General features: G+C 62.8%; 20 protein-coding genes. 7 read left to right on the plus strand and 13 right to left on the minus strand.

The window, feature by feature from the left end:
- Positions 1 to 45: 45 nt before the first annotated feature.
- From CN311_RS08945 to CN311_RS08990, 10 genes are all read right to left on the minus strand, one after another.
- Positions 46 to 1,152: an ABC transporter substrate-binding protein gene (locus tag CN311_RS08945; protein ID WP_097572961.1), complete on the minus strand. Its 1,107-nt coding sequence runs from the start codon at positions 1,150 to 1,152 to the stop codon at positions 46 to 48.
- Between the two features lie 240 nt (positions 1,153 to 1,392).
- On the minus strand, positions 1,393 to 2,565 hold the full coding sequence (locus tag CN311_RS08950) for an iron-containing alcohol dehydrogenase (RefSeq protein WP_097572962.1): 1,173 nt from the start codon (positions 2,563 to 2,565) through the stop codon (positions 1,393 to 1,395).
- A gap of 15 nt (positions 2,566 to 2,580) precedes the next feature.
- Positions 2,581 to 3,966 (minus strand): aldehyde dehydrogenase family protein, encoded by a 1,386-nt coding sequence (locus CN311_RS08955; RefSeq protein ID WP_097572963.1) that lies wholly within the window; start codon positions 3,964 to 3,966, stop codon positions 2,581 to 2,583.
- A 24-nt stretch (positions 3,967 to 3,990) separates the two neighbouring features.
- Complete coding sequence (locus tag CN311_RS08960) at positions 3,991 to 4,407, minus strand: type II toxin-antitoxin system VapC family toxin (RefSeq protein ID WP_097572964.1); 417 nt, start codon at positions 4,405 to 4,407, stop codon at positions 3,991 to 3,993.
- A complete protein-coding gene (locus CN311_RS33365; protein ID WP_245440786.1) occupies positions 4,397 to 4,807 on the minus strand; it encodes a DUF7662 domain-containing protein in 411 nt (136 codons plus the stop codon). Before CN311_RS33365 ends, CN311_RS08960 begins: the two co-directional genes overlap by 11 nt.
- 74 nt (positions 4,808 to 4,881) lie before the next feature.
- Positions 4,882 to 6,252 carry a glutamine synthetase family protein gene (locus CN311_RS08970; RefSeq protein WP_097572965.1) on the minus strand — a complete coding sequence of 457 codons (1,371 nt, stop codon included), beginning with the start codon at positions 6,250 to 6,252 and terminating at the stop codon, positions 4,882 to 4,884.
- A 108-nt stretch (positions 6,253 to 6,360) separates the two neighbouring features.
- Entirely contained in the window at positions 6,361 to 7,425 is a 1,065-nt protein-coding gene (locus CN311_RS08975) for a TRAP transporter substrate-binding protein (protein WP_208866464.1), read from the minus strand.
- A gap of 30 nt (positions 7,426 to 7,455) precedes the next feature.
- Positions 7,456 to 8,781 carry a TRAP transporter large permease gene (locus CN311_RS08980; protein WP_097572966.1) on the minus strand — a complete coding sequence of 442 codons (1,326 nt, stop codon included), beginning with the start codon at positions 8,779 to 8,781 and terminating at the stop codon, positions 7,456 to 7,458.
- Positions 8,778 to 9,287 carry a TRAP transporter small permease subunit gene (locus CN311_RS08985; RefSeq protein ID WP_097572967.1) on the minus strand — a complete coding sequence of 170 codons (510 nt, stop codon included), beginning with the start codon at positions 9,285 to 9,287 and terminating at the stop codon, positions 8,778 to 8,780. Before CN311_RS08985 ends, CN311_RS08980 begins: the two co-directional genes overlap by 4 nt.
- A gap of 32 nt (positions 9,288 to 9,319) precedes the next feature.
- Entirely contained in the window at positions 9,320 to 10,108 is a 789-nt protein-coding gene (locus CN311_RS08990) for an N-formylglutamate amidohydrolase (protein ID WP_097572968.1), read from the minus strand.
- A 166-nt stretch (positions 10,109 to 10,274) separates the two neighbouring features.
- On the opposite strand from CN311_RS08990, the gene CN311_RS08995 reads away from it, so the two are divergent.
- Positions 10,275 to 11,102, plus strand: a complete 828-nt coding sequence (locus CN311_RS08995) for a MurR/RpiR family transcriptional regulator (protein ID WP_097573005.1) — start codon at positions 10,275 to 10,277, stop codon at positions 11,100 to 11,102.
- Between the two features lie 127 nt (positions 11,103 to 11,229).
- Here the strand turns inward: CN311_RS08995 and CN311_RS09000 are convergent, their stop codons facing one another.
- Positions 11,230 to 13,026, minus strand: a complete 1,797-nt coding sequence (locus CN311_RS09000) for a cation:proton antiporter domain-containing protein (protein WP_097572969.1) — start codon at positions 13,024 to 13,026, stop codon at positions 11,230 to 11,232.
- Positions 13,027 to 13,417: 391 nt separating this feature from the next.
- Between CN311_RS09000 and CN311_RS09005 the strand changes: the two genes are divergently transcribed.
- Positions 13,418 to 14,581: an efflux RND transporter periplasmic adaptor subunit gene (locus CN311_RS09005; RefSeq protein WP_097572970.1), complete on the plus strand. Its 1,164-nt coding sequence runs from the start codon at positions 13,418 to 13,420 to the stop codon at positions 14,579 to 14,581.
- Complete coding sequence (locus CN311_RS09010; RefSeq protein ID WP_097572971.1) at positions 14,578 to 17,712, plus strand: efflux RND transporter permease subunit; 3,135 nt, start codon at positions 14,578 to 14,580, stop codon at positions 17,710 to 17,712. Before CN311_RS09005 ends, CN311_RS09010 begins: the two co-directional genes overlap by 4 nt.
- A 5-nt stretch (positions 17,713 to 17,717) precedes the next feature.
- On the opposite strand, the gene CN311_RS09015 is transcribed toward CN311_RS09010, so the two are convergent.
- Positions 17,718 to 18,755, minus strand: coding sequence for a zinc-binding dehydrogenase (locus CN311_RS09015; RefSeq protein WP_097572972.1), 1,038 nt, complete (start codon positions 18,753 to 18,755; stop codon positions 17,718 to 17,720).
- Between the two features lie 116 nt (positions 18,756 to 18,871).
- On the opposite strand from CN311_RS09015, the gene CN311_RS09020 reads away from it, so the two are divergent.
- From CN311_RS09020 to CN311_RS09035, 4 genes are all read left to right on the plus strand, one after another.
- Positions 18,872 to 19,687: an SDR family oxidoreductase gene (locus tag CN311_RS09020; RefSeq protein ID WP_097572973.1), complete on the plus strand. Its 816-nt coding sequence runs from the start codon at positions 18,872 to 18,874 to the stop codon at positions 19,685 to 19,687.
- Between the two features lie 19 nt (positions 19,688 to 19,706).
- Positions 19,707 to 20,201, plus strand: coding sequence for a MaoC family dehydratase (locus CN311_RS09025; RefSeq protein WP_280954029.1), 495 nt, complete (start codon positions 19,707 to 19,709; stop codon positions 20,199 to 20,201).
- 154 nt (positions 20,202 to 20,355) lie between these two features.
- Positions 20,356 to 21,000: a TetR/AcrR family transcriptional regulator gene (locus tag CN311_RS09030; RefSeq protein ID WP_097573007.1), complete on the plus strand. Its 645-nt coding sequence runs from the start codon at positions 20,356 to 20,358 to the stop codon at positions 20,998 to 21,000.
- Positions 21,001 to 21,167: 167 nt separating this feature from the next.
- On the plus strand, positions 21,168 to 21,416 hold the full coding sequence (locus CN311_RS09035; protein WP_097573008.1) for a DUF680 domain-containing protein: 249 nt from the start codon (positions 21,168 to 21,170) through the stop codon (positions 21,414 to 21,416).
- A gap of 116 nt (positions 21,417 to 21,532) precedes the next feature.
- Here the strand turns inward: CN311_RS09035 and CN311_RS09040 are convergent, their stop codons facing one another.
- The gene (locus tag CN311_RS09040; RefSeq protein WP_097572974.1) at positions 21,533 to 21,763 is read right to left on the minus strand and encodes a hypothetical protein; all 231 of its coding nucleotides are present in this window, start codon (positions 21,761 to 21,763) and stop codon (positions 21,533 to 21,535) included.
- Positions 21,764 to 21,879 lie beyond the last annotated feature (116 nt).

A 21,879-nucleotide genomic window follows, 5' to 3' on the forward strand; every position in this document is an offset into this window, starting at 1 on the left:
AGAGAGGCCCGGGCGGCCTTGCGGCCGCCCGGTGGATTTCAAGTCTTACTTGACGTTGGCGCCGACAGTGGCGTCCCAGTTCTTGCTGATGGCTTCCTTGGCCTTGGCCTGCTCGTCGAGCGACGGGAACGCGGCCGAGGCATAGGATTCCGCCGGCGGCAGCTTGGCCAGCACGTCCGCCGGGATCTTGCCGTTCTTGGCGAGATCGTTGAAGCGGATCGGGTGGCAGTAGCCCTTCAGCCAGCCGATCTGGCCTTCGTCGGAATAAAGGTATTCCATCCAGAGCTTGGCGGCGTTCGGATGCGGCGCATAGGCGCTGATCGCCTGCACGTAGACGCCGGCGACGACGCCGGTCTTCGGCACAATGACGTCGACGGGCGGGTTGCCCTTCAGCGTGTCGCGGCCGGCGAGCGCGTTGTAGTCCCAGTTGATCAGGATCGGGGTCTGGCCCTGGGCGAGAGTTGCCGGCTTGCCGACGACCGGAACGAAATTGCCGGCGGCATTGAGCTTCTTGAAGAAGTCAAGGCCAGCAGTGCCGGCAGCTTCACCGGCTGCAGCGCCACCGGAAAGGCCGGCAGCGTAGACGGCCTGGATGGCCTGATTCGAAACACGCGGATCGCCGGCAAGGGCGACCGCGTTGGCGAATTCTGGCTTCAAAAGGTCAGCCCAGTCGGTCGGTGATTCCTTGACTAGGTCCTTGTTCACCATGAACGACAACACGCCGTAATAGTCGCCGTACCAGAAGCCGTCGGCATCCTTGGCGCTGTCGGGGATCGAGTCCCAGGTCGACACTTTGTAGGCCTGGATCAAGCCGTCGGCCTTGGCGGTCGGACCGAAAGACAGGCCGACATCGATGACGTCGGGCGCCTGCGGGCCCTTGTTGTCCTTGTTGGCCTTGATCGCCTCGATCTCGTCGCCGGATCCGGCATCGGGATTGAGCTCGTTGATGGTGATTTCCGGATACTTCGCCTTGAAGCCGTCGATGACAGCGCCGTAGCCGCACCAGTCATGCGGCAGCGCGATCGTGGTAAGCTGACCCTCTGCTTTCGCGGCCTTGACGAGATCGTCCATCGCATCGGCGGACGAAATCACCGTCGACGCAAGCAGCGCCGCGGCCGAAAGGGAAAGCAGTCTCCCCGTGAAATTGAACATTTGTTCTCTCCGTTGAACTGACGCCATTGGACGCCTGCGATGCGGTATCGTTTTCGTGTGACAGCCAGATGAAAGCTGTGTGAAAGCGATGCGCCGCAGACCAAAAAGTAAACTCTTTTTAACCTGATGTAGCAATCGCTCCGCGATTCTTTTTCCGGCTAACTAGTTCTGCCCTGCCTTTAGCCCCTTCCCCTTTCCTTTCCCCTCGTTTTCCAAATCACGTCCGGTACGAAATCCGCCCTACACCGTACCAGCGATGGCATTTTCCAGCAGCGTGAGCGCCGCCTTCCTGGTCAGCTTGACCGGATTGCCGCCGGCGGTCGGATCGACCACCGCCATGTCGGCGATCAGCCCCTTGCGCTTCTTGTCCATGTCGAGCCCCTTGATCAGGCCCGGCAGCGCATGCGGCACCTTCAGTTCCTTGCGCAGCTTGATGATGGACTTGGCGAATCCGTCGAAGCCGCCCTTGATGCCGCAATAGGCGGCGAGCCTGGCGATACGCACCTCGATGGCGTCGCGGTTGAAAGCCAGCACATAGGGCATGAACACGGCATTGGTCATGCCGTGATGGGTGTCGTAGAGCGCGCCGATCGGGTGTGACAGCGAATGGATGGCGCCCAGCCCCTTCTGGAAGGCGGCGGCACCCATGGCTGCGGCACTCATCATATGGGCCCGGGCGACGAGGTCCTTGCCGTTGGCATAGGCCTTCGGCAGGTTCTCGAAGACCAGCCGCACGCCTTCCACCGCGATGCCGTCGGCCATCGGATGATAGCCCGGCGCGCAATAGGCTTCGAGGCAGTGGGCGAGCGCGTCCATGCCGGTTCCCGCGGTGATGAACCCCGGCATGCCGACCGACAGTTCAGGGTCCGCAATGACGATGGCCGGCAAGAGTTTCGGATGGAAGATGACCTTCTTGGTGTGGGTCGCCTCATTGGTGATGACGCCGGCGCGGCCGACCTCCGAACCGGTGCCGGCGGTCGTCGGCACGGCGATGATCGGCGCGATCGCATCGGAATTGGCGCGCGTCCACCAGTCGCCGACGTCCTCGAAATCCCAGACCGGACGCGTCTGCCCGGCCTGGAAGGCGATCAGCTTGCCAAGGTCGAGCGCCGAGCCGCCGCCGAATGCGATGACGCCGTCATGCTTGCCCTTCTTGAACACGGCGATGCCGGCGGTGAGGTTGGAATCCACCGGATTCGGCTTCACCTCGGAAAATACGCCATAGGGCACCTTGGCCTCGTCGAGGATCTTCAGGGTCGAGGCGACGACCGGCAGCTTCGCCAGCCCCGGATCGGTGACGAAGAGCGGCCGCTTGATGCCGGCGGCTTCAAGCACCTCGGGCAATTCCTTGATGCGCCCGGCGCCGAAGCGCACGGTGGTCGGATAGTTCCATTTGGAGATGAGCTTGGACATTTTTTTCTTTCGAGATCAGATGGCTTCGCGCAGATGGTATGATTTCGGCCGGGTCAGATTGTCGTAGCCGATGGCCGAAAGGGCGGCGCCCTTGCCGGTGTCCTTGACGCCGGTCCAGACCAGCGCTGGATCGAGATAGTCGCAGCGGTTCATGAATACGGTGCCGGTCTCGACGCGGTCGCCGATCGCCACCGCGTGTTCGATGTCGCCGGTCCAGATCGAGGCGGTCAGCCCGTAGGGACTGTCGTTCATCAGCGCGATCGCCTCCTCGTCGTTGCGCACCTTCATGATGCCGACGATCGGGCCAAAGCTTTCCTCGCGCATGACGCTCATCTGGTGGTCGACCCCGGTGAGCACTTCAGGCGCCAGATAGGGCGAGCCTGCCGTGTCGTTGGCCACCTTCATGTTGATGTGCGCCTTGGCGCCCTTGCGCAGCGCTTCGGCCTTCTGCTCGCGGATCAGGTCGGCGAAGCGCGCCTGCGCCATCGGCCCCATCGTCGTCGCCTGTTCCAGCGGGTTGCCGACGACATAGTTCCTGGTCTCGGCAATGAAGCCCTCGACGAATTCGTCATAGACCTTCTCGTGCACATAGACGCGCTCGATGCCGCAGCAGCACTGGCCGGAATTGTAGAAGGCGCCGTCGACCAGATTGGCCACAGCATGATCCATCCTAGCGTCGGGCAGCACATAGGCCGGGTCCTTGCCGCCAAGCTCGAGGCCGAGCGTCATGAACGTGCCCGCCGCCGCCTTCTCAATGGCGCGGCCGCCGCCGACCGAGCCGGTGAAATTGACATGGTCGATCTTGCCTGAGCCGAGCAGCTTTTCGGTCTGAGCGTGGTTCATGACTAGGTTTTGGAACAAGCCCTTCGGCAGTCCGGCCTTGTCGAACGCCTGTTGAAACCGTTCACCGACCAGCAGCGTCTGCGCCGCGTGCTTGAGGATGACGGCGCTGCCCGCCATCAGCGCCGGCACGATGGTGTTGACGGCGGTCAGATAGGGATAGTTCCACGGCGCGATCACCATGACGACGCCGAGCGGCACCTTCTGCACATAGCGGCGGAAACCGTCCTTCGGATTGGAAGCCATGACCGGCTTGAGTGCGGCCTCCGCGATCTCGACCATGTAGCTGGTGCGTTCCCTGACGCCGCCGAACTCGCCGCCATAGCGCACCGGCCGCCCCATCTGCCAGGCGATCTCCGGCACGATCTCGTCGGTCATGGCGACCAGCGCTTCGAGCATCGCCAGCATGTGCTTGCCGCGCTCGACGACCGGCGTCTCGGCCCATTTCTCCTGTGCCGCCCTGGCGCGCTCGACCGCGGCATTGATCGCCTGGTCCGTGGCGAGCGGCCGCTCGGCATAGATCGAACCATCGACGGGGGATTTTATCTTGACCGTTTCCAATCAAACGTCTCCAGTTGTCTCTAATCAGCAGGCAATGGCTCGAACGTGGCCTTGGGCGGCATAAGCCAGGATGGCCCGGTCTCGCGTTATGATCGTCAGATCGCGCTCTCTGGCAGTGGCAATGAGAATCCGATCGATGGGATCGTTGTGCGCCGCGCCAGGCAGATAGGACGCAGCAACAAGGATCCGTGGGGTAACCCCCTCCACTTCGACAGCGGCGGCTTGAACGAACTCATCGAACCAGCGCTCGGGTGTCTTTGTCGACGGCAACCTGCCCTTCGAGACCAGCATTCCCATTTCCCATGCCGTCATGACCGATACGTTCAGCGTGCCGGATTGAGGAACCTTGCTGATGGCCGTGATTGCCGTTTCGGCAATCGGCTCATCCTGCGATATCCAGATAACCGCGCAGGTATCCAGAAGAAGGTTTTCAGTCTTCATAGACTTTGCCCCAATCGGGATCGGCAGGCTCTGTCAGATCGACATCGGGAATGAGCGTAAGCGTCCCCTTCATGCACCCAAAGATCGGGTGGCGTGACGATTTTCCACTGATCCCTGCCTGCGCCGATTCACCAAAACCTTTCGACCCGCCCAAATGTCCCTCCGCGCGTCGAAACACCAGTTTTTCGCCGGCGATATTGACCGACTCCGTCTGGAACCCTGCAGCAAGCCATTCCTTCGTCATCGGATTGTTGCTGGGATTGTTGCTCCACCAGGCGGGGTACCGCTTGGATGCAGGCAGCTTCTCGCCAAGCAACTTCTCGATGTCACCGAAAGACATCGGAACCCGCTCACCGGCCTGGGACATGAGATACGAACACAAAGGCGAATACTTTCCCATTTCTCGCGCTCCCTGGAAGCCTAACTTAGCCAAAATACAGCTTTAGTTAGGCTCAGTCAACGCAAATTACAGCTTTAATACCGCTCGAACCCCCTGTGCAGTTCCCAATCCGTGATCCGGCGGTCGTATTCGAACTGCTCCCAGCGGGCTGTGTGGACATAGTGTTCGAGTACGTCCTCGCCGAAGGCCTGCTTCAGCATCTTCGACTTCGCCAGCGTCTCTGTCGCATCGCGTAGCGTCTTCGGGATCTCCGGCAGGCGCGACGCCTGGTAGGCATCGCCGACGAAAGGTTTTTGCAGTTCCAGCTTCTCGTCGATGCCGGCAAGGCCGGCCGCGATCAGTGCCGCGAACGCAAGATACGGGTTCAGGTCGGCGCCGCCGATCCGGCACTCCATGCGGATGCCCTTGGTGCCCTCGCCGCACAGGCGGAAGCCGGCGGTGCGGTTGTCCTCGCTCCACATGATCTTGGTCGGCGCGAAGGTGCCGGCCTGGAAGCGCTTGTAGGAATTGATGTAGGGCGCCAGGAACCAGGTGAATTCCTTGGCGTATTTGAGCTGGCCAGCCGCCCATTGCTGGCCGAGCATCGACAGCGTCCAGTCGGCCTTTTTGTCGTAGAACAGCGGCGTCTTGCCGTCGGCGCTCCACAGCGAATTGTGGATATGGCTGGAATTGCCGGCAAGCCCGTAATTATACTTGGCCATGAACGAAATCGCCTTGCCTTCCGATTCGGCGATCTCCTTGGCGCCGTTCTTCAGGATGACATGGCGGTCGGCCATGTCGAGCGCCTCGGCATAGCGCACATTGATCTCTTCCTGGCCCGGCCCCCACTCGCCCTTCGAATTCTCGATCGGAATGCCGGCCGCTTCCATCTCGTTGCGCAGCCGGCGCATGACGCCCTCTTCCTTGGTGGTAATGCCGATCTGGTAGTCACCGATATAGGGCGAAGCCGTGTCGAGCCCTTGCCAATGCTTCTTGCGGGCGGAATCGTAGGTCTCGCTGAACAGGTAGAATTCGAGCTCGGAGGCGAAATAGCCGATATAGCCGCGCTCACTCAGTCGCTTGATCTGCTTCTTCAGCATGGCGCGCGGCGAATGCGGCAGGTCGTCATGGGTATGGTGGTCGAGCACGTCGCAGATCACCAGCGCCGTCTTTTCCAGCCATGGAATGCGCCGCAGCGTCGAAAGATCCGGCTTCATGACGAAATCGCCATAACCCTTCGACCAGCTCGCCGCCTTGTAGCCCGGCACCGGCTCCATATCGATGTCGGCGGCCAGCAGATAGTTGCAGCCATGCGTCTCGCCATAAGCGGAATCGACGAAGTACTGCGCCAGAAACCGCTTTCCCGCGAGCCGGCCCTGCATGTCGACGATGCAGGCCAGCACCGTGTCGATCTCGCCGCCGGAGACCGCCTTCTTCAACTGATCGAACGAGAAATTTCCGGCCATAGCCTGCTCCGCATGTGGTTCCGCGTCCGGGCCTGCACACCGCGCCGGCCCTCAATGAACGTCGGCGCGGGCGCCCGTCCGCCGGGCGCCCGCGCGATCAGGGCTGTCTCAGCCCTGGGTATAGACGCCGCCTGCCTTCTTCAGCATGGCGTTGTACTCCTTGAAGATGCCGACCACCTTGGCGCGGGTTTCGCTCTCGGCCGCGATCTCGTCCCAGAACTTCAGCGCCGCGTCTTCGACTTGCGCCCACTCCGCGGCGGGGATTGTGGTCAGCTTCAGCTTGTCGCCATTGGCCCGCAGGCTGGCCTCGCCGCCCCAATACCATTGGTTGCGGTAGGTGTGGCCGGCATCGATGCAGGCTAGCCAGAGCTTCTGCAGGTGCTCGGGGATATCGGCCCAGCTTTTCTCATTGACGAACCATGAACCGATCCAGGCGCCCGAAATGTTGTTGGTCGTAAAATGGTCGGTCACGTCGGCCCAGCCCACCGTATAATCCTCGGTAATGCCTGACCACGACATGCCGTCGAGCTCGCCGGTCTGGACGGCGACCTGTACGTCCTCGTAGGGCAGCACGACCGGGATCACGCCAAACTGTGCGAGGAACTTGCCCGCCGTCGGGAAGGTGTAGAGGCGCAGGCCCTGCAGATCCGCGAGGCTGGTGATCGGCTTCTTGGTGTTGAAGTGGCAGGGATCCTGCCCGGCCGCGGAAAGCCACACGACGCCGCCGGCCTTGGCATAGGCGTCGCGCCAGATCTCGGCGAGGCCATGCTGGTTGAACAGCGCCGGAACGTCGAGGATGTGCTTGGTTGCGAACGGGAAATAGCCGCCGAACACCGAGATGTCGACCGGCGCCGCCATCGAGTCGTCGTCGGAATGCACCGCGTTGATCGTGCCGGCCTGCATCGCCCGGAACAGTTCGCCGGTCGGCACGAGCTGGTCCGCGTAGTACAGTTCGATTTCCATCTCGCCCTTCGCCGCCGCGTTGAAGGCGTCGACTGCCGGCTTGGTGACGTGCGGTCCGAGCGCCGCGCCGGCATAGGTCTGCAGCCGCCATTTGATGGGCGTCGACTGCGCCATGACGTAGGGCGTCGCAAGAGTCGAGGCGCCGGCGGCGCCCGCGGTCACGAGACCGGCTTTCTTGAGGAAATTGCGTCTGCTCTGCACTTTGTCCATTGTCTTTCCCTCTGGTTGAATTTTTTGGACCTACTTCGAATAGTAGTAGTTGGGCAGCCACGTCGCGACCTCGGGGAAAACTCCGATGATCAGCAGCGTCAGCAGCATGATCCCGACGAACGGAACTATGGAACGATAGATGTCGGGAAGCGTCACTTCCGGTGGCGCCATGGCGCGCATCAGGAAGAGATTGTAGCCGAAGGGCGGCGTCAGATAAGCGATCTGGCAGGTGATCGTGTAGAGCACGCCGTACCACACCAGATCGAAACCGAGCGCGGCGGCCAGCGGTATGAACAACGGCGCGACGATGACCAGCATGGCCGTGTCGTCAAGAAAGACTCCGAGGGCGAGGAAGGTGAACTGCATCAGCACCAGCACCTGCCAGGGCTCGAGGCCGAGATCGCCGAGGAACAGGCGCTCGATTGATTTCACCGCGCCAAGGCCGTCGAAGACAGCGCCGAAACAAAGTGCGGCGGTGATGATCCAGAAGAACATGCAGCTGATAGCGAGCGTCTTGCGCGTCGTTTGATGCAGTATCGCCCATGTCAGCCGCCCGCGCATCAGCGCGGCGAGGATCGACGTGACGGCGCCCACGGCCGAGCTCTCGACCAGGCTCGTTACGCCGGTGAGGAACAGCCCGGTCATCGACAGGAAGATTGCCAGCGGAACAAGCCCCGCCCGCAACAGCATGAATTTTTCCGCCAGGCTGTAACGGGCGCGCTCTTCCTTCGACAGCGGCGGTCCGAGCTCCGGCTGCAGCCAGCAGCGGATCACGATGTAGAGAACGAACAGAGCGGCCATGAGCAGGCCCGGAAATACGCCGGCCATCCAGAGATTGCCGACCGGCTGACGTGCGATCATGCCGTAGAGCACGAGCACGACGCTCGGCGGGACAAGGATTCCGAGCGTCGAGCCCGCCTGGATCACGCCGGTGACCATGGTCTTGTCATAGCCGCGCCGCAAGAGCTCGGGAAGGGCTATGGTTGCGCCCACGGCCATCCCGGCCACGCTCAGCCCGTTGATCGCGGAGATGATCACCATCATGAAGATGGTGCCGACGGCGAGGCCGCCGCGAAGCGGGCCCATCCAGACGTGGAACATCTTGTAGAGGTCGTCGGCGATATGCGACTCGGCCAGCATATAGCCCATGAACACGAAAAGCGGCAGCGTGAGCAGCGGATACCACTTCATGACTTTCATGATGGAAGTGAACGACATCTCGACGCCGCCGTCGCCCCACAGCAGCAGGGCAGCCAGGGCGCCGACGAACCCGATCACCGCGAAGACGCGCTGCCCGGTGAGGAGCAGCAGCATCATGCCTGAAAACATCAGTAGGGCGATGATCTCGTAGCTCAAGTCATCGGCTCCCCGCGATAACGCGCCCAGTCCTTGAACCAGATGGCGATCGCCTGGAGCAGCGTCAGGAACAGTCCGACGTTGATGACGACCTTGATCGGCGCCATGTAAGGCGCCCAGGCGGAAAACCCTTTCTCGCCGTATTGAAACGCGTAGATCACCGAGGATATGCCGCCGATCTGCAGCGCAACGAGAAAGAAGATGAGCGCGAGGCCCGTGACCAGGTCGGTACCGGCCCTGCGGCGCACTGTCCAGCCGGCATAGAGCAGGTCCATGCGCACGTGGTCGTCTTCGCGAAGAGAGAACGCCCCACCGAGGATGAAGTAGGCGACCATGACGAACTGGGCCAACTCTATCGTCCAGATCGACGGCAGGAAGAAGACCTTCATCACCGACGCATAGGTGAGGATGCCGATCATCGCGAAGACGAGATACATGGCGAAGACGCCCATGTACCAGCTCGCTTTGTCGACGACGCGCACGTAGGTCTTTATGAATTCAGGCATCGGCGGTCCGCCATTCGGTTCTCCACGGGCGTTCAGGCGACTGCATTCGAGACCTCACCGTCCAGCACTGAATTGGCCAGGATCGTTGATAGCCGCGCCGCCCACTTCCGCTGCCCGGCTTCGTCGGCTATCTCGTCGTTGCGGATTTCGATCATCGCGCATGGCAGGCCGCGCGAGCGTGCGTGCCGCTCCAGCGTGAAATAGACACGGTCGGCCGGCGAATAGGGCTCGTTGACGCCGACATTCACGCCGTCGAGCCGCCGCAGCGCGGCAATCAGCAGAGACGCCAACCGGCGATCCTCGTCATGGATGATGCCGACATGCCAGGGCCGGCTCTTGCCCTTGTAGACCGGAGTAAAGGAATGGACGGATACCAGCCGGGTCTCCAGTCCGCGCGCCAGCCTGTTGTCGACGATGCGCTCGACCGCGTCATGGAAGGGCTGCCACGACAAGGCGATGCGCGCCGCGCGCTGTTTTTCCGACAGGCCGGCATTGCCGGGAATGACCGTGGTTTCGCTGACCGGCGGCACCAGGTCCGGCGCATTGAGCGGGCGGTTGCAGTCGATGACAAGGCGGGAAATACGGGTTTCGACCAGCGTCGCATCGAGCGCCTCGGCCATGTGGCTGGCGACCGGCAGCGCACCGGGATCCCAGGCGATGTGACGGCAAAGCTGCTCGGCGGCAAGGCCGAGCGTTCCGAATTCGGGCGGCAGGAAGTTGGAGGCGTGGTCGCAGGTCAGCACGAAGGGGCTCGATCCGCCAGGGTTTGTCACCCTCACGGTTTCAGGCGATGCAAGGCTGGCGGGCCGTGCTGTCTCCATTGTCTGCTGTCCCCGGGGAGCGCTGTATCGTATGTTACGTATTTTGCATCATTGCGTCCCTGTGGATGATTTCATACAGTTTGACCGGCTTTGTCAAACGCGAATTCGGGTCAAACGCGAATTCGGGTCAAATGCGATTTCGGCAAAACGGCCAGGGTGGAAAATGATGATATCCAGCATTGCCGAACTGATCTCGGACCGCATCGGCGCGATGCCGGCAGGCGAGCGGCGCGCGGCACAGACGCTGATCGCCAACTATCCGCTGATCGGCCTGAAGACGGTCGCCGAATTCTCGGCTGCCGCCGGCGTCTCCTCGCCGACCATCCTGCGCTTCGTCGCCAGGCTCGGATTCCAGCACTATCCGGAATTCCAGTCGACGCTTCAGAACGAACTGGCGGCGCAATTGCAGTCGCCGGCGTCGCGGACGCTCAATACGCCGTCGCAGAACGGCGGCGCGGTGTCGCCAATGCTGGAGGCGACGCTCGACAATTTGCGCGAGACGTTCAGGCACCTGTCCGACAAGCAGCTTGCCGACATCGCCGCAAGGCTTGCCGACCGGCGCGGCAAGACATTCCTGATCGGCGGCCGCTTCACCGATCCGCTTGCCTGCTACATGGCCGCCCACCTCGCCATCGTCCAGCCCAACGTCTTCCACCTCACCGGGCAGGAGAGCGTCTGGCGCGACCGGCTGATCGACATGGGCAAGCGCGACGTGCTGGTGATTTTCGACATCAGGCGCTACCAGGACAGCCTGGTCCGTTTCGCCGAGACGGCTCATCAGCGCGGCGTGCAGATCGTGCTGTTCACCGACCAGTGGCTGTCGCCGATCGCCCGCTTCGCCCGCCATGTCATCGCCGGTCGCACCGCCGTGCCCTCGGCCTGGGATTCCTCGGCGGCGCTTTTCGTCGTTGCCGAAACGCTGATCGGCGCCGTCACCCGGCAGCTCGAAGCCGACGGCGCCAAACGCATCCGTGAGCTGGAAGGCCTGCGGTAGGGTCGAAACCCGATCACTTTGAACGAAAGGGGTCGCCGCCCAAGCGGAAGCTCGTGCGCGCTGGGCCGAATTCACACCGACGATCCTGAACGGATAATGCCATGGTTTGTCCGTCCCCGGACCGCTCTCATGGCAATCGGGATCTTTTTGGGCGGATCGAATGCGTGGATCCGCTTGCGTTCCGTGCCGCTGCCTCCTGCAACTCGCGCCGAAATTCATCGCGTTTCTCATGGATCGAAGCAATGACCGGCCCTGCCGCCTGCCCCAATCCGATCAGCGCCGCTTCCGACAGCTGCAGGCTTGCCTCGATCGTTTCAGGCACGGCGTCGGTCACGCCGATCGCATAGAGGTGACGCGCGTGGCCAGCATCGCGGGCGCGCGAGACGATGACGATGTCCGTTCTCAGGGCACGTACCTGTCTTACGATTTCGTCGATATCGGCCTGCCCGGCAACCGTTACGATGACGGCTTTGGCGTCCATCAGACCACAGCTCTTCAGGAATTCCGGCTCTGTCGCGTTGCCGTAATAGACCTCTCGCCCGCGTCGCCGGTATGCCGGGACCGCGGCTGCGTCATTGTCCACTGCGATATAGCGATAGCTGTGCCGATCCAGCAGCGAGCAGACGACTTGCCCGACCCGGCCGTGCCCTATGACGATTGCATGTCCGGCGGCGCCGCTTGGTGCAACGGTCAGTTCCGGGTCGAGCGCCCTGGGTTCCCGGAACCTCGGCGTCAATCGCCGCGCGACCAGATCCAGCACCGGAATGAGCGTCATCGTGATCGATGTCACCGTCAAGATGAAGCCCGAGACGTTGGAACTGACAAGGCCGAGCGTGGTTGCCATGCCAATGCCAACGAATGCGAATTCGCCGCCTGGACCAAGGAGCAGGCCTGTTTCGATCGCTACAGGCCACGACAAGCGAAACATCCGGGCGAGGCCGGTGAGCAGGACGACCTTGATGCCGATGAGGCCGACGACAGAGGCAAGAAGCCAGAATGGCTCGCGAGCAAGCTCGCGGACATCGATGTTCATGCCGACGGTAAAGAAGAACACACCAAGCAGCAGCCCCTTGAAAGGACCGGCGGTTGTTTCGATCGCCTTGCGAAATTCGGTCTCGGCGAGCAGCAACCCCGCGATGAACGCCCCCAGCGCCATGGACAGTCCGGCCAGCGCGGCCGCGACCCCGGTACCGATAATCACAAGCAACGTCGCGGCCACAAACATTTCGTTGGTTCCGGCGGAGGCCACCAATCGGAAAAGGGGCCGCAGGAACAGACGCCCGACGATAGCGATCGCCGCAACCGCAAGCGTCGCATGCAAGAGGGTGAGCGCGAGGTTGGCCGTGACCGAGCTGCTCGTGTCGCCACCTAGAATGGAGATAAAGAGCAGGATCGGAATCACGGCCAGGTCTTGCGCCAGGAGCACGGCAAAACTGGCTCGGCCGGCAATTGTGGCAAGCCGGCCCTGGTGGGAAAGCACATCGATGACAATCGCGGTCGAGGACAAGGCAAGGCAGGCGCCGAGGATGATCGATACGGTCGGTGGGTTGCCGGCCAGGGCCGCGATGCCGCCGATCACGGTGGCGGAAAAGATGACCTGCAGGCTTCCGAGCCCGAACACCAGGCGGCGCATGGTTTTCAAACGTTCGTAGGATAGTTCCATGCCGAGAATGAAGAGCAAGAACACCACGCCGAGTTCGGCGATACCGGCAACGTTTTTGGCATCGACGACGGTGACCCAGTACAAGAACGGAAATGCGTTGATGAGCGAACCCAGGCCCAGTGGACCAAGGAGCGCCCCAGCCGCCATGTAGCCGAGCACGGAGCTAAACCCAAAGCGCCGCACCAATGGAACAACAATGCCCGCCGTCCCAAGCACGACAAGCGCATCGCTATAGGAATCGATATTGATCGGCGCTGCCATTCATCCCCCTGGACCTGGCGTGATGCACAATTTCGTGCTGGAATACATAGGCTGTGCATACCCAACGCTGACCAAGTCGTACGATGAGTTCCATCCTACGCCGCGCCCAATCGCAGTCGAACAGCCGTATCGAACTCCCTTGCCCCAGCTTGCTCGTTCGCTATCGACGAGACGAATGGCGACAGCCCACAGATTTCGGCCATTGCGGCAGCCAGCTGATCGCGTTTTGACCCAAGCGTAGTTCTGCCAACGTTACACAGATTTAATGTGCATGGCAGCGGCAGAATTGCCATAAAGCCATGATATCAGCGCGGCTTCGCACGTACCGGGTGCGTCGCTGCGTTTTTATGCTTGGGGAAACCGGTAGACGTTTTTGCCAACCGGAGTGCCGATGGCCGCCTGGAAACAGTTAATCTTCGCGCTTGTGATCCTCGTGGCGGCGGCTGCCGCCTGGGTTCGCTTCTTTCCCGGCGCGCCGGATGTGCTGGCGCGTTGGGGCATCGACTGGGCTTATGCCGCGACGCCCCCGGCCGAGACGGGCGCAGTCGCCAACGCCAGGCGGGCAGAGGGCCGCAATGGCGCCGGTCAGTTGGCAACCATCGTCGCCTTGCCGGCGTCGAAGGCTGTCATCAACGACCGTCTGCAGGCGATCGGCACCGGCCGCGCCAACGCGTCGGTGACGGTCAATCCCTATAGTTCCGGCCGTCTCGTCGAATTCCTGGTCAAGTCCGGCGCCCATGTCGAGAAGGGCGAGATCATCGCCACCCTCGACTCCGACACCGAAGTGATCGCCCAGAACCGGGCCAAGCTTGCCTTGCAGGACGCACAGGCCAAGCTCGATCGGGTCAAGTCGCTCAGGGCTTCCAATGCCGCGACAGCAGTCGCCGTCGCCGATGCCGAGGTGGTGCTGGCCAATGCCAAACTGGCGCTCAGCGATGCGGAACTGGCCTTGCAGCGCCGTTCGATCGTTGCGCCGATATCAGGCACTGTCGGCATCCTGCCGATATCGGCCGGCAATTACGTGACCAGCCAGTCGGCGATCGCCACCCTTGACGACCGCTCCAGCATACTCGTCGATTTCTGGGTGCCGGAGCGCTTCGCCGCCGCCGTCAAGGTCGGCGCACAATTGTCGGCGACGCCGATCGCCAATCCCAACAACGCTTATGCCGGCACGGTCTCGGCCATCGACAACCATATCGACGAAACCAGCCGCACCCTTCTGGTCAAGGCGACGATCGCCAATCCTGCCGATTCGCTGCGCGCCGGCATGTCCTTCCAGATCACCATGAAGTTCCCCGGCGACAGCTATCCCGCGGTCAGCCCGCTGGCGATCCAGTGGGGATCGGACGGCGCCTATGTCTGGGCGATCGAGGACGGCAAGGCCAAGCGCGTTGCCGTGCGCGTCATCCAGCGCAACACCGAGACCGTGCTGATCGACGCACCGATCGTCAGCGGCGACATGGTGGTGACCGAGGGTACCCAAAGCGTCAGCGAAGGCGGCGAGGTCCGCATCGCCGGCGAGCAACAGCGCGCCGCCGACGCTGAAGGCTCATGACCGGGGCCGTCAACAGCGGCAGCGAGACCGGCTTCACCGCCCTGTTCATCCGCAGGCCGGTGATGGCCTTCGTGCTGAACACATTGATCGCGGTTGCCGGCCTTGCCGCCTTCTATGGCGTCGAGGTTCGCGAATTGCCCGATGTCGATCGTGCCGTCATCACCGTTTCCACCACTTTCGAAGGCGCCGCGTCCGAAACCGTCGACCGCGAACTGACCGACGTGATCGAGGGGGCGGTCGGCCGCGTCTCCGGCGTCAAATCGATCTCTTCGACGTCCTCCTTCGGCTCCAGCCGCGTCACAATAGAGTTCAACGACGGTGTCGACTTGAATGTCGCCGCTTCCGATGTGCGCGATGCCGTCGGCCGTGTCGCCAACCAGATGCCGGACACGGCGGATCCGCCGCGCATCGTCAAGGCCGACGCCAATTCGGATGCGGTGATGCGGCTGGCCGTCACCTCCGACACCATGTCGGTGCAGGACATGACGGTTGTGGTCCAGGACCAGATCGAGGACACGCTTGCCGCCGTGCCCGGCGTTGCGGACGTCCAGGTCTATGGCGACCGCGACAAGATCTTCCGCATCGACGTCGACCAGACCAAGCTGGCGAGCCTCGGCTTCACCGTCGCCGATCTGAGGGCCGCACTTGCCTCGGTCGCCTTCGATTCGCCGGCCGGCTCGATCACCACGACCGACCAGGATCTCATCGTGCGCACGACGGCGGACGTGACCACGCCGGAGGCGTTCGAGAACATCATCATCATCGGCGGCAAGACGCGCATCCGCGACGTCGCCACTGTCACGCTCGGCCCCGACATCGGCCAGACCACGTTGCGTTCGAACGGCAAGACCGGCATCGGCCTCGGCATCATTCGCCAGGCGGAATCGAACACGCTGGACATTTCGAACGGAGTGAGGACCGCCGTCGCCAAGCTGCAGGCGGACCTGCCCCAGGGCATGTCGATCAAGGTCACCAGCGACGACGCGGTTTTCGTCAACGGCGCTGTGCATGAGGTCGAGATCGCGCTCGGTCTGTCCGTCTCCATCGTGCTGATCGTCATCTACGTGTTTCTCCTCGATTGGCGCGCGACGCTCATTCCGGGGCTTGCGATGCCGGTCGCCATGATCGGCACGATCGCCGCCATCTATCTCGCCGGCTTCTCGATCAACATATTGACGCTGCTCGCTTTGGTGCTGGCGACAGGCTTGGTCGTCGACGACGCGATCGTCGTTCTGGAAAACATCGTGCGACGACGCAACGAAGGCATGGGGCCACGCGCCGCAGCCGTGCTCGGCGCCCAGGAAGTGTTCTTCGCCGTCATTGCCACGACGCTGACGCTGGTCGCCGTCTTCGTGCCGATCTCCTTTCTGCCCGGCCAGACCGGCGGCCTGTTCCGCGAATTCGGCTTCGTGCTCGCCATATCGGTGCTTCTGTCTTCCGTCGTGGCGCTGACCCTTTGTCCAATGCTTGCCTCACGCATGCTGTCGGCCGCGCCGCTTCGCCGCGAAGGCGGCATCGGCGTCGGCGCCCGCGTCGGCGGCGCGCTGAACGCGCTCTACCGGCGCTGCCTGCGTGCCTGCCTCGACGCGCCGTGGATCGTGCTTCTGGTCGCGGCACTGTTCGCGGCCACCGCCTTCACGCTGTTCGGCACCATCCGACAGGAACTGACGCCGACCGAGGACCGCGCCGTCGTGCTCTTGCGCGTCAACGCTCCGCAAGGCGTCAGCCTCGACTACACGACGCAGCAGTTGCAGAAGATCGAAAAACTGATCCAGCCGCTGCGCGATTCCGGCGAAATCCTCAACACCTTCGAGCGCGCCGGCTGGAGCGGCGAATACAATAGCGGCTTCATGGTGATGACGCTGGCGCCGTGGGAAGAGCGCACGCGCAGCCAGCAAGAGATCATGGCCGACATCAGCCGGCTCACCAAACAGGTGCCGAGCGTGCGCGTCTTCCCGATACAGCCCAACAGCCTCGGCATCCGTGGTGCCGGCAACGGCCTGCAATTCGCGCTGGTCGGCAACGATCGCAAGGCGCTCGGCGACGCCGCCGTCAATATCATCGCCGAGATGCAGAAGGATCCGCGCTTCCAGTCGCCGCGCCTCTCCGTCGATCCGACGCAGCCGCAGCTGGCCGTCGCCATCGACCGCGAACGCGCCTCCGATCTCGGCGTCGACATCACCGGGCTTGCCGACACCATGCAGGCCATGCTCGACGGCAATGACGTCGTCGACGTCTATATCGCCGATCGCAGCTACGGGGTGAAGCTGGTCTCGACCACCAACCCGATCAACGATCCGACCGATCTGGAAAACGTCTTCCTGAAGACGGGTGACGGCCGCTTCGTGCCGATGTCGACCATCGCCACGCTGACCGAGCGCGCCGTGCCGCCGTCGCTGACGCGCGAGCAACAGCAGCCGTCGGTGGCGATCACCTCGAACCTTGGCGGCGATTTCGCGCTTGGCTCGGCGCTGTCGCGCGCCGAGGAGATCGCCACGCCGTTGCTGCCGCCGGGCAGCCGCATCCTGCCGCTGGCCGAGGCCGCGACGCTCGGCGAAACCAACAGCGCCATGATCACCATCTTCGGTTTCGCGCTGGTCATCATCCTTCTGGTGCTCGCCGCCCAGTTCGAGAGCTTTGTCAGCGCAATCATCATCATGGCGACGGTGCCACTCGGCCTTGCCTGCGCGGTCTTTGCCCTTTTGCTCACTGGCACCAGCCTCAACGCCTACAGCCAGATCGGCCTTGTGCTGCTGGTCGGCGTCATGGCCAAGAACGGCATCCTGATCGTCGAGTTCGCCAATCAGTTGCGCGACCGCGGGCTCGGCGTGCGCGAGGCGATCGAGCAGGCCTCCATCATCCGGCTGCGGCCGGTGATGATGACGATGATCTGCACCGTGCTCGGTGGCGTGCCACTGGTGCTGGCCAGCGGCGCCGGCGCCGAGGCGCGCATCGCGCTCGGCTGGGTGATCGTCGGCGGGCTCGGCCTTGCCACCGTCTCGACGCTGTTCCTCACCCCGGTCGCCTATCTGCTGCTCGGCCGCTTCGTCACGCCGAAGGTGGAAGAAGAGAGCCGGCTGAAGCGCGAACTCGAGGAAGCCGCCTACGCCAATATCGAGCCGGCGGAGTAGGCGATCTACGGCTTGATGAACACCTTGCCATTCGGCTTGGCCAGTTCGGCAGGTACGCCCCCCATTGCCTCGGCCAGCGGCACGACCGCCGTCACGTCGGTCGACCAGCGCCCATCGGAAAAGCGCTGCTGCGCCTCCATCACCGCCAGTCCGCGGCGGTCGCGGATCTGGCGCATCCATTCGACGAGCCAGAACCCCTCGATACGCTTGTGCTGGAAGATCAGTTGCCCGGGTTGGCGGATCACCGTAGGGTCCGGGTCCAGCCGCCCGTAGACGATCCAGCGCGAACGCTTCGGCATGGCGTCAAAGATGGTCGAAGCCAGCGGCCCGGTCACCGCGTCGAGGAATATGCGCGGCTGCTCGGCCGTGATCACCTCGCGCAGTGCGGCCTTGAAGTCCGGCGCCTTCTCGTTGAGCACATGGGCGGCGCCGATCTCCTTCAGAAGCGCGATCTGCTCGTCGCGGCGCACCGTGACGATCGGCCGGAACCCTTCCTCCCTGGCCAGGCCCGATATCAGCTTGCAGAGCTGGCTGGCGCCGGCGGTCATGATGAAGGCCTTCTCTCCTTCCTGCTTGACCATGTCGAACATGGCGAGCGCGGTGAGCGGATTGACGATCATCGCCGCGCCGTCCTCGTCGCGGACCGTATCGAGCAGCGGGATGCAGACGACCGCCTCGGCGACGGCGTATTCGGCCCATGAGCCCCAATTGCTGACGCCGGTGGCGAAGGCGACGCGCTTGCCGATCAGGCTCTTCGGGTAAGGCTCTTCGCCGCTGGCAACGACTGTGCCGACGCCCTCGAAACCGGCCGGCTGGCCCTTGACGCGCGGCTGGCCATATTGGCCCTTGATGAAGGCGATGTCGGACGGGTTGATCGAGGCGAGGCTGACCTTGATCAGCACCTGGCCTTGGCCGGGCGGCGGCACCGCGATCACCCCCGGCTGCACATAGGGTTCCATCGCCTCCAGCGCGCTTGCGGAGGGTGTCCTGGCGTAGCCGTCGCCGACGAGCAGGAGGGCTTTCATTTCGGATGGAACGTCCATCGCTCTTACCCTCCCACGACACTTGGGCCCTTTACCCGTGGCAAGGATGACCGTACTTCGGGTAGCCTTGTCAACACGGCCTCATGCGTTTGGCGAGAGGACGGCAGGAGTTGCGAATGAGCTATCTGGACGAGCTGTTTTCAGTCGCCGGCAAGACCGCGCTGGTGACAGGCGCCGCGACTGGTATCGGCCGTATGGCGGCGACCGCCCTGGTCCGGGCCGGCGCCAGTGTGATGATCGCCTCGCGCAAGGGCGAGGACTGCCTCAGGGTCGCCGGCGAATTGAACGGCCTCGGCGCCGCCGGCCGGGCCGAGGGCTTTGCCGGCGATGTTTCCAGCGAGGCCGGCATCGCCGCGCTCGTCGCCGAGGTGAAAGCGCGGACCGCTCGGCTGCACATACTGATCAACAATGCCGGCGTCTCCTGGGGCGCGCCGCTGGAGGACTTCCCTTACCACGCCTGGGCCAAGGTGTTCGGCGTCAACGTCACCGCCGTTTTCCATCTGACGCGCGAGCTTCTGCCGCTGCTCGATGCCGCCGCCAGCGAGGCCGATCCGGCAAGGGTGATCAATCTGGGCTCGGTGATGGGCACCCAGCCGCTTGCCGACGACGCCTATTCCTACACGGCCTCGAAGGCTGCGGTTCACCATCTGACCCGCACGCTGGCGATCGAGTTTGCCGCGCGCCACATCACCGTCAACGCCTTTGCCCCCGGTCCCTTCCAGAGCCGGATGACCGCCTTCGCCACCGCGACCGAGGAACAGGTGAAGCATGTCGGCGACCATGTTCCGATCGGGCGCATCGGCACACGGGATGACATTGCCGGCGCAACGCTCTATTTGTGCAGCCGTGCTGGCAGTTATGTCACCGGCGCCATCCTGCCGATCGACGGCGGGCAGTCGGTGCAGCATGGGCTGACACTGTTCAAGGAATGAAGCCGCCCGGGCGGCTGAAATGGAGGACATCAGCGTGGAACCGATCAGTCTCGATGTGCTTCTGGCCAGCGTCGGCAAGGAAGTCGGCGTGTCGCCGTGGCGGGTGGTCTCGCAGCGCATGATCGATCAGTTCGCCGACGCCACCGACGATCACCAGTTCATCCATTGCGATCCGGAGCGCGCCAGGCGCGAAACGCCGTTCGGCGGCACCATCGCGCATGGCTTCCTGTCGCTGTCGCTGTTGTCGGCGATGACCTTCGAGACCATGCCGCCGCTCGAAAACAGCAAGATGGGCGTCAACCACGGCTTCGATTCATTGCGCTTCCTCGCCCCGGTGAAGACCGGCTCGCGCATCCGCACCCGTTTCGTGCTCGCCGACGTCAAGGTCAGGCCGTCGGGCTGGGTGCAGACGGCGCATGACGTGACCATCGAGATCGAAGGCTCGAAAAAGCCGGCGCTGACCGCCCGCTGGTTGACGTTGACGCTGATCGAACGCCAACCGGAGGCGGTTTGAACGTCTCGATAATGCAGCAATCGATGTCCGGGAAAAATGGCGTCCGAGCGGCATGGCCATCCGCTGTGCCGTAAAGCCGGTTTGATACCGGGTTGTCCGATTCCGTACAGCGTATATAATTTTGCCGGCCACCAACAACCGAAGGCAGGAAAAATTGCCGCTGAGCGTCCAGACACGCCGCGAGAAACAAAAGGCTGAACTGCGCGCCGAACTTGTCGCGGCGGCGCACAAGCTTGTCCAGGAAGAAGGCTATGAGGGCCTCACCATCCGCAAGCTGGCCAAGCGCGTCGGCTATGCGCCGATGTCGGTCTATTCCTATTTCGCCGACAAGCAGGACATTTTGTTCGCGCTGGCCGAGGACGCGTTCGAGACGCTTGCCCGGCGCATCGAGGAGCACCCGTCAGACGATCCGATCGAGGCATTGCAAGCGGTCATGACCGAATATGCCGCCTTCGGGCTTGGCAATCCCAACGAGTACCGCACCGTATTCATGACCGAAAAGACCAGGCCGCCGGAGGGCAAGACCTTCGTCGAAGTGCATGAAAGCAACCCGGCCATGAAGGTGCTGATCAGCAGGGTCGAAGCCTGCGTTGCCGCCGGCAAGCTCAAAGGCGATCCACGCGCCATCGCTACAACGCTGTGGGCGGTCGGCCATGGCACGATCTCGCTGCTGATCACCTTCCCCTTCTATCCCTTCGGCGACCCCCAGGCTTTCGTAAAGCGAATGTGCGATTTCGCGCTCGCCGGTCTGATGACGCAAGATATGCCGCCGCTGACTGAAACACCGCCCAACCGCTGACTGCATTCCTGAACAGTTTGACCTGACGGCACCTTGCCGTGCGGCTTCTTGGCTTTTTAAGAAAATTTGATCGTACGTGTACGATTCCTTGCTTGAAGTCCTACGTCTTCAGGCGTATCTGTACGTCGTGTCGTACACGTACGGAAAGATTTGACTGGAGACAGATGATGAAAAAGGCAATTCTCACCCTCACTGCCCTGCTTGTTTTCTCGGGCGCCGCCTTCGCCGGCAACCAGCCGGCCAAGCAGGCGCCGGCAGCGGCCTGCATCCACACCAACGCCAATGTGAAGCTCGATTGCGTCGCGACCGGCTCGGTCAAAAAAGCTGGCGCCACGACCAAGACCGGCTCGGTTGACCGCGAGGGCCAAAAGCCCGGTATCTACGTCAATCCGTGGATCGTGCCCAGCACGTTCTAAGGTCGGGAACCGACCCGAACGGTTATGACGACTTCGTTATGATGAAAAGGGCGGCAAGAAATTCTGGCCGCCCGTTTTCTTGACCACCGAAGTACAGCTTCGCCACGCCAGACGGACTATTTCTTGCGCCTCTTCATCCCCGCTACCGTCTTGGCTTTGCCCGGTCTTGCGGGAGCGCCGGAAATGGACGTCGAGGTGATCGACACCGGATCGCTGGCCGGAAACGTATCCTCGAGACCTTCCTCGAGTTCCTCTTCCGCACTCACATCGAGACGTCTCTCATGTTCGAGCGAGCGCACGGCCGACGTCTTTTTAGCCTGTGATTTTGGCGCGGGTTTCGACGGCATCGGCACTCTCCCTCGACCAGAGCATGATCCCGAAAAGTGGAATCCGGTTTTCGGAAAGATCATGCTCCAACAAAAAATGCAGTTCCATCCCGATTCTTACCGGGATGGAACTTGCT

Origin of the sequence: Mesorhizobium sanjuanii (genome assembly GCF_002529485.1) — a bacterium.
In the GTDB taxonomy this organism is placed as follows: domain Bacteria; phylum Pseudomonadota; class Alphaproteobacteria; order Rhizobiales; family Rhizobiaceae; genus Mesorhizobium; species Mesorhizobium sanjuanii.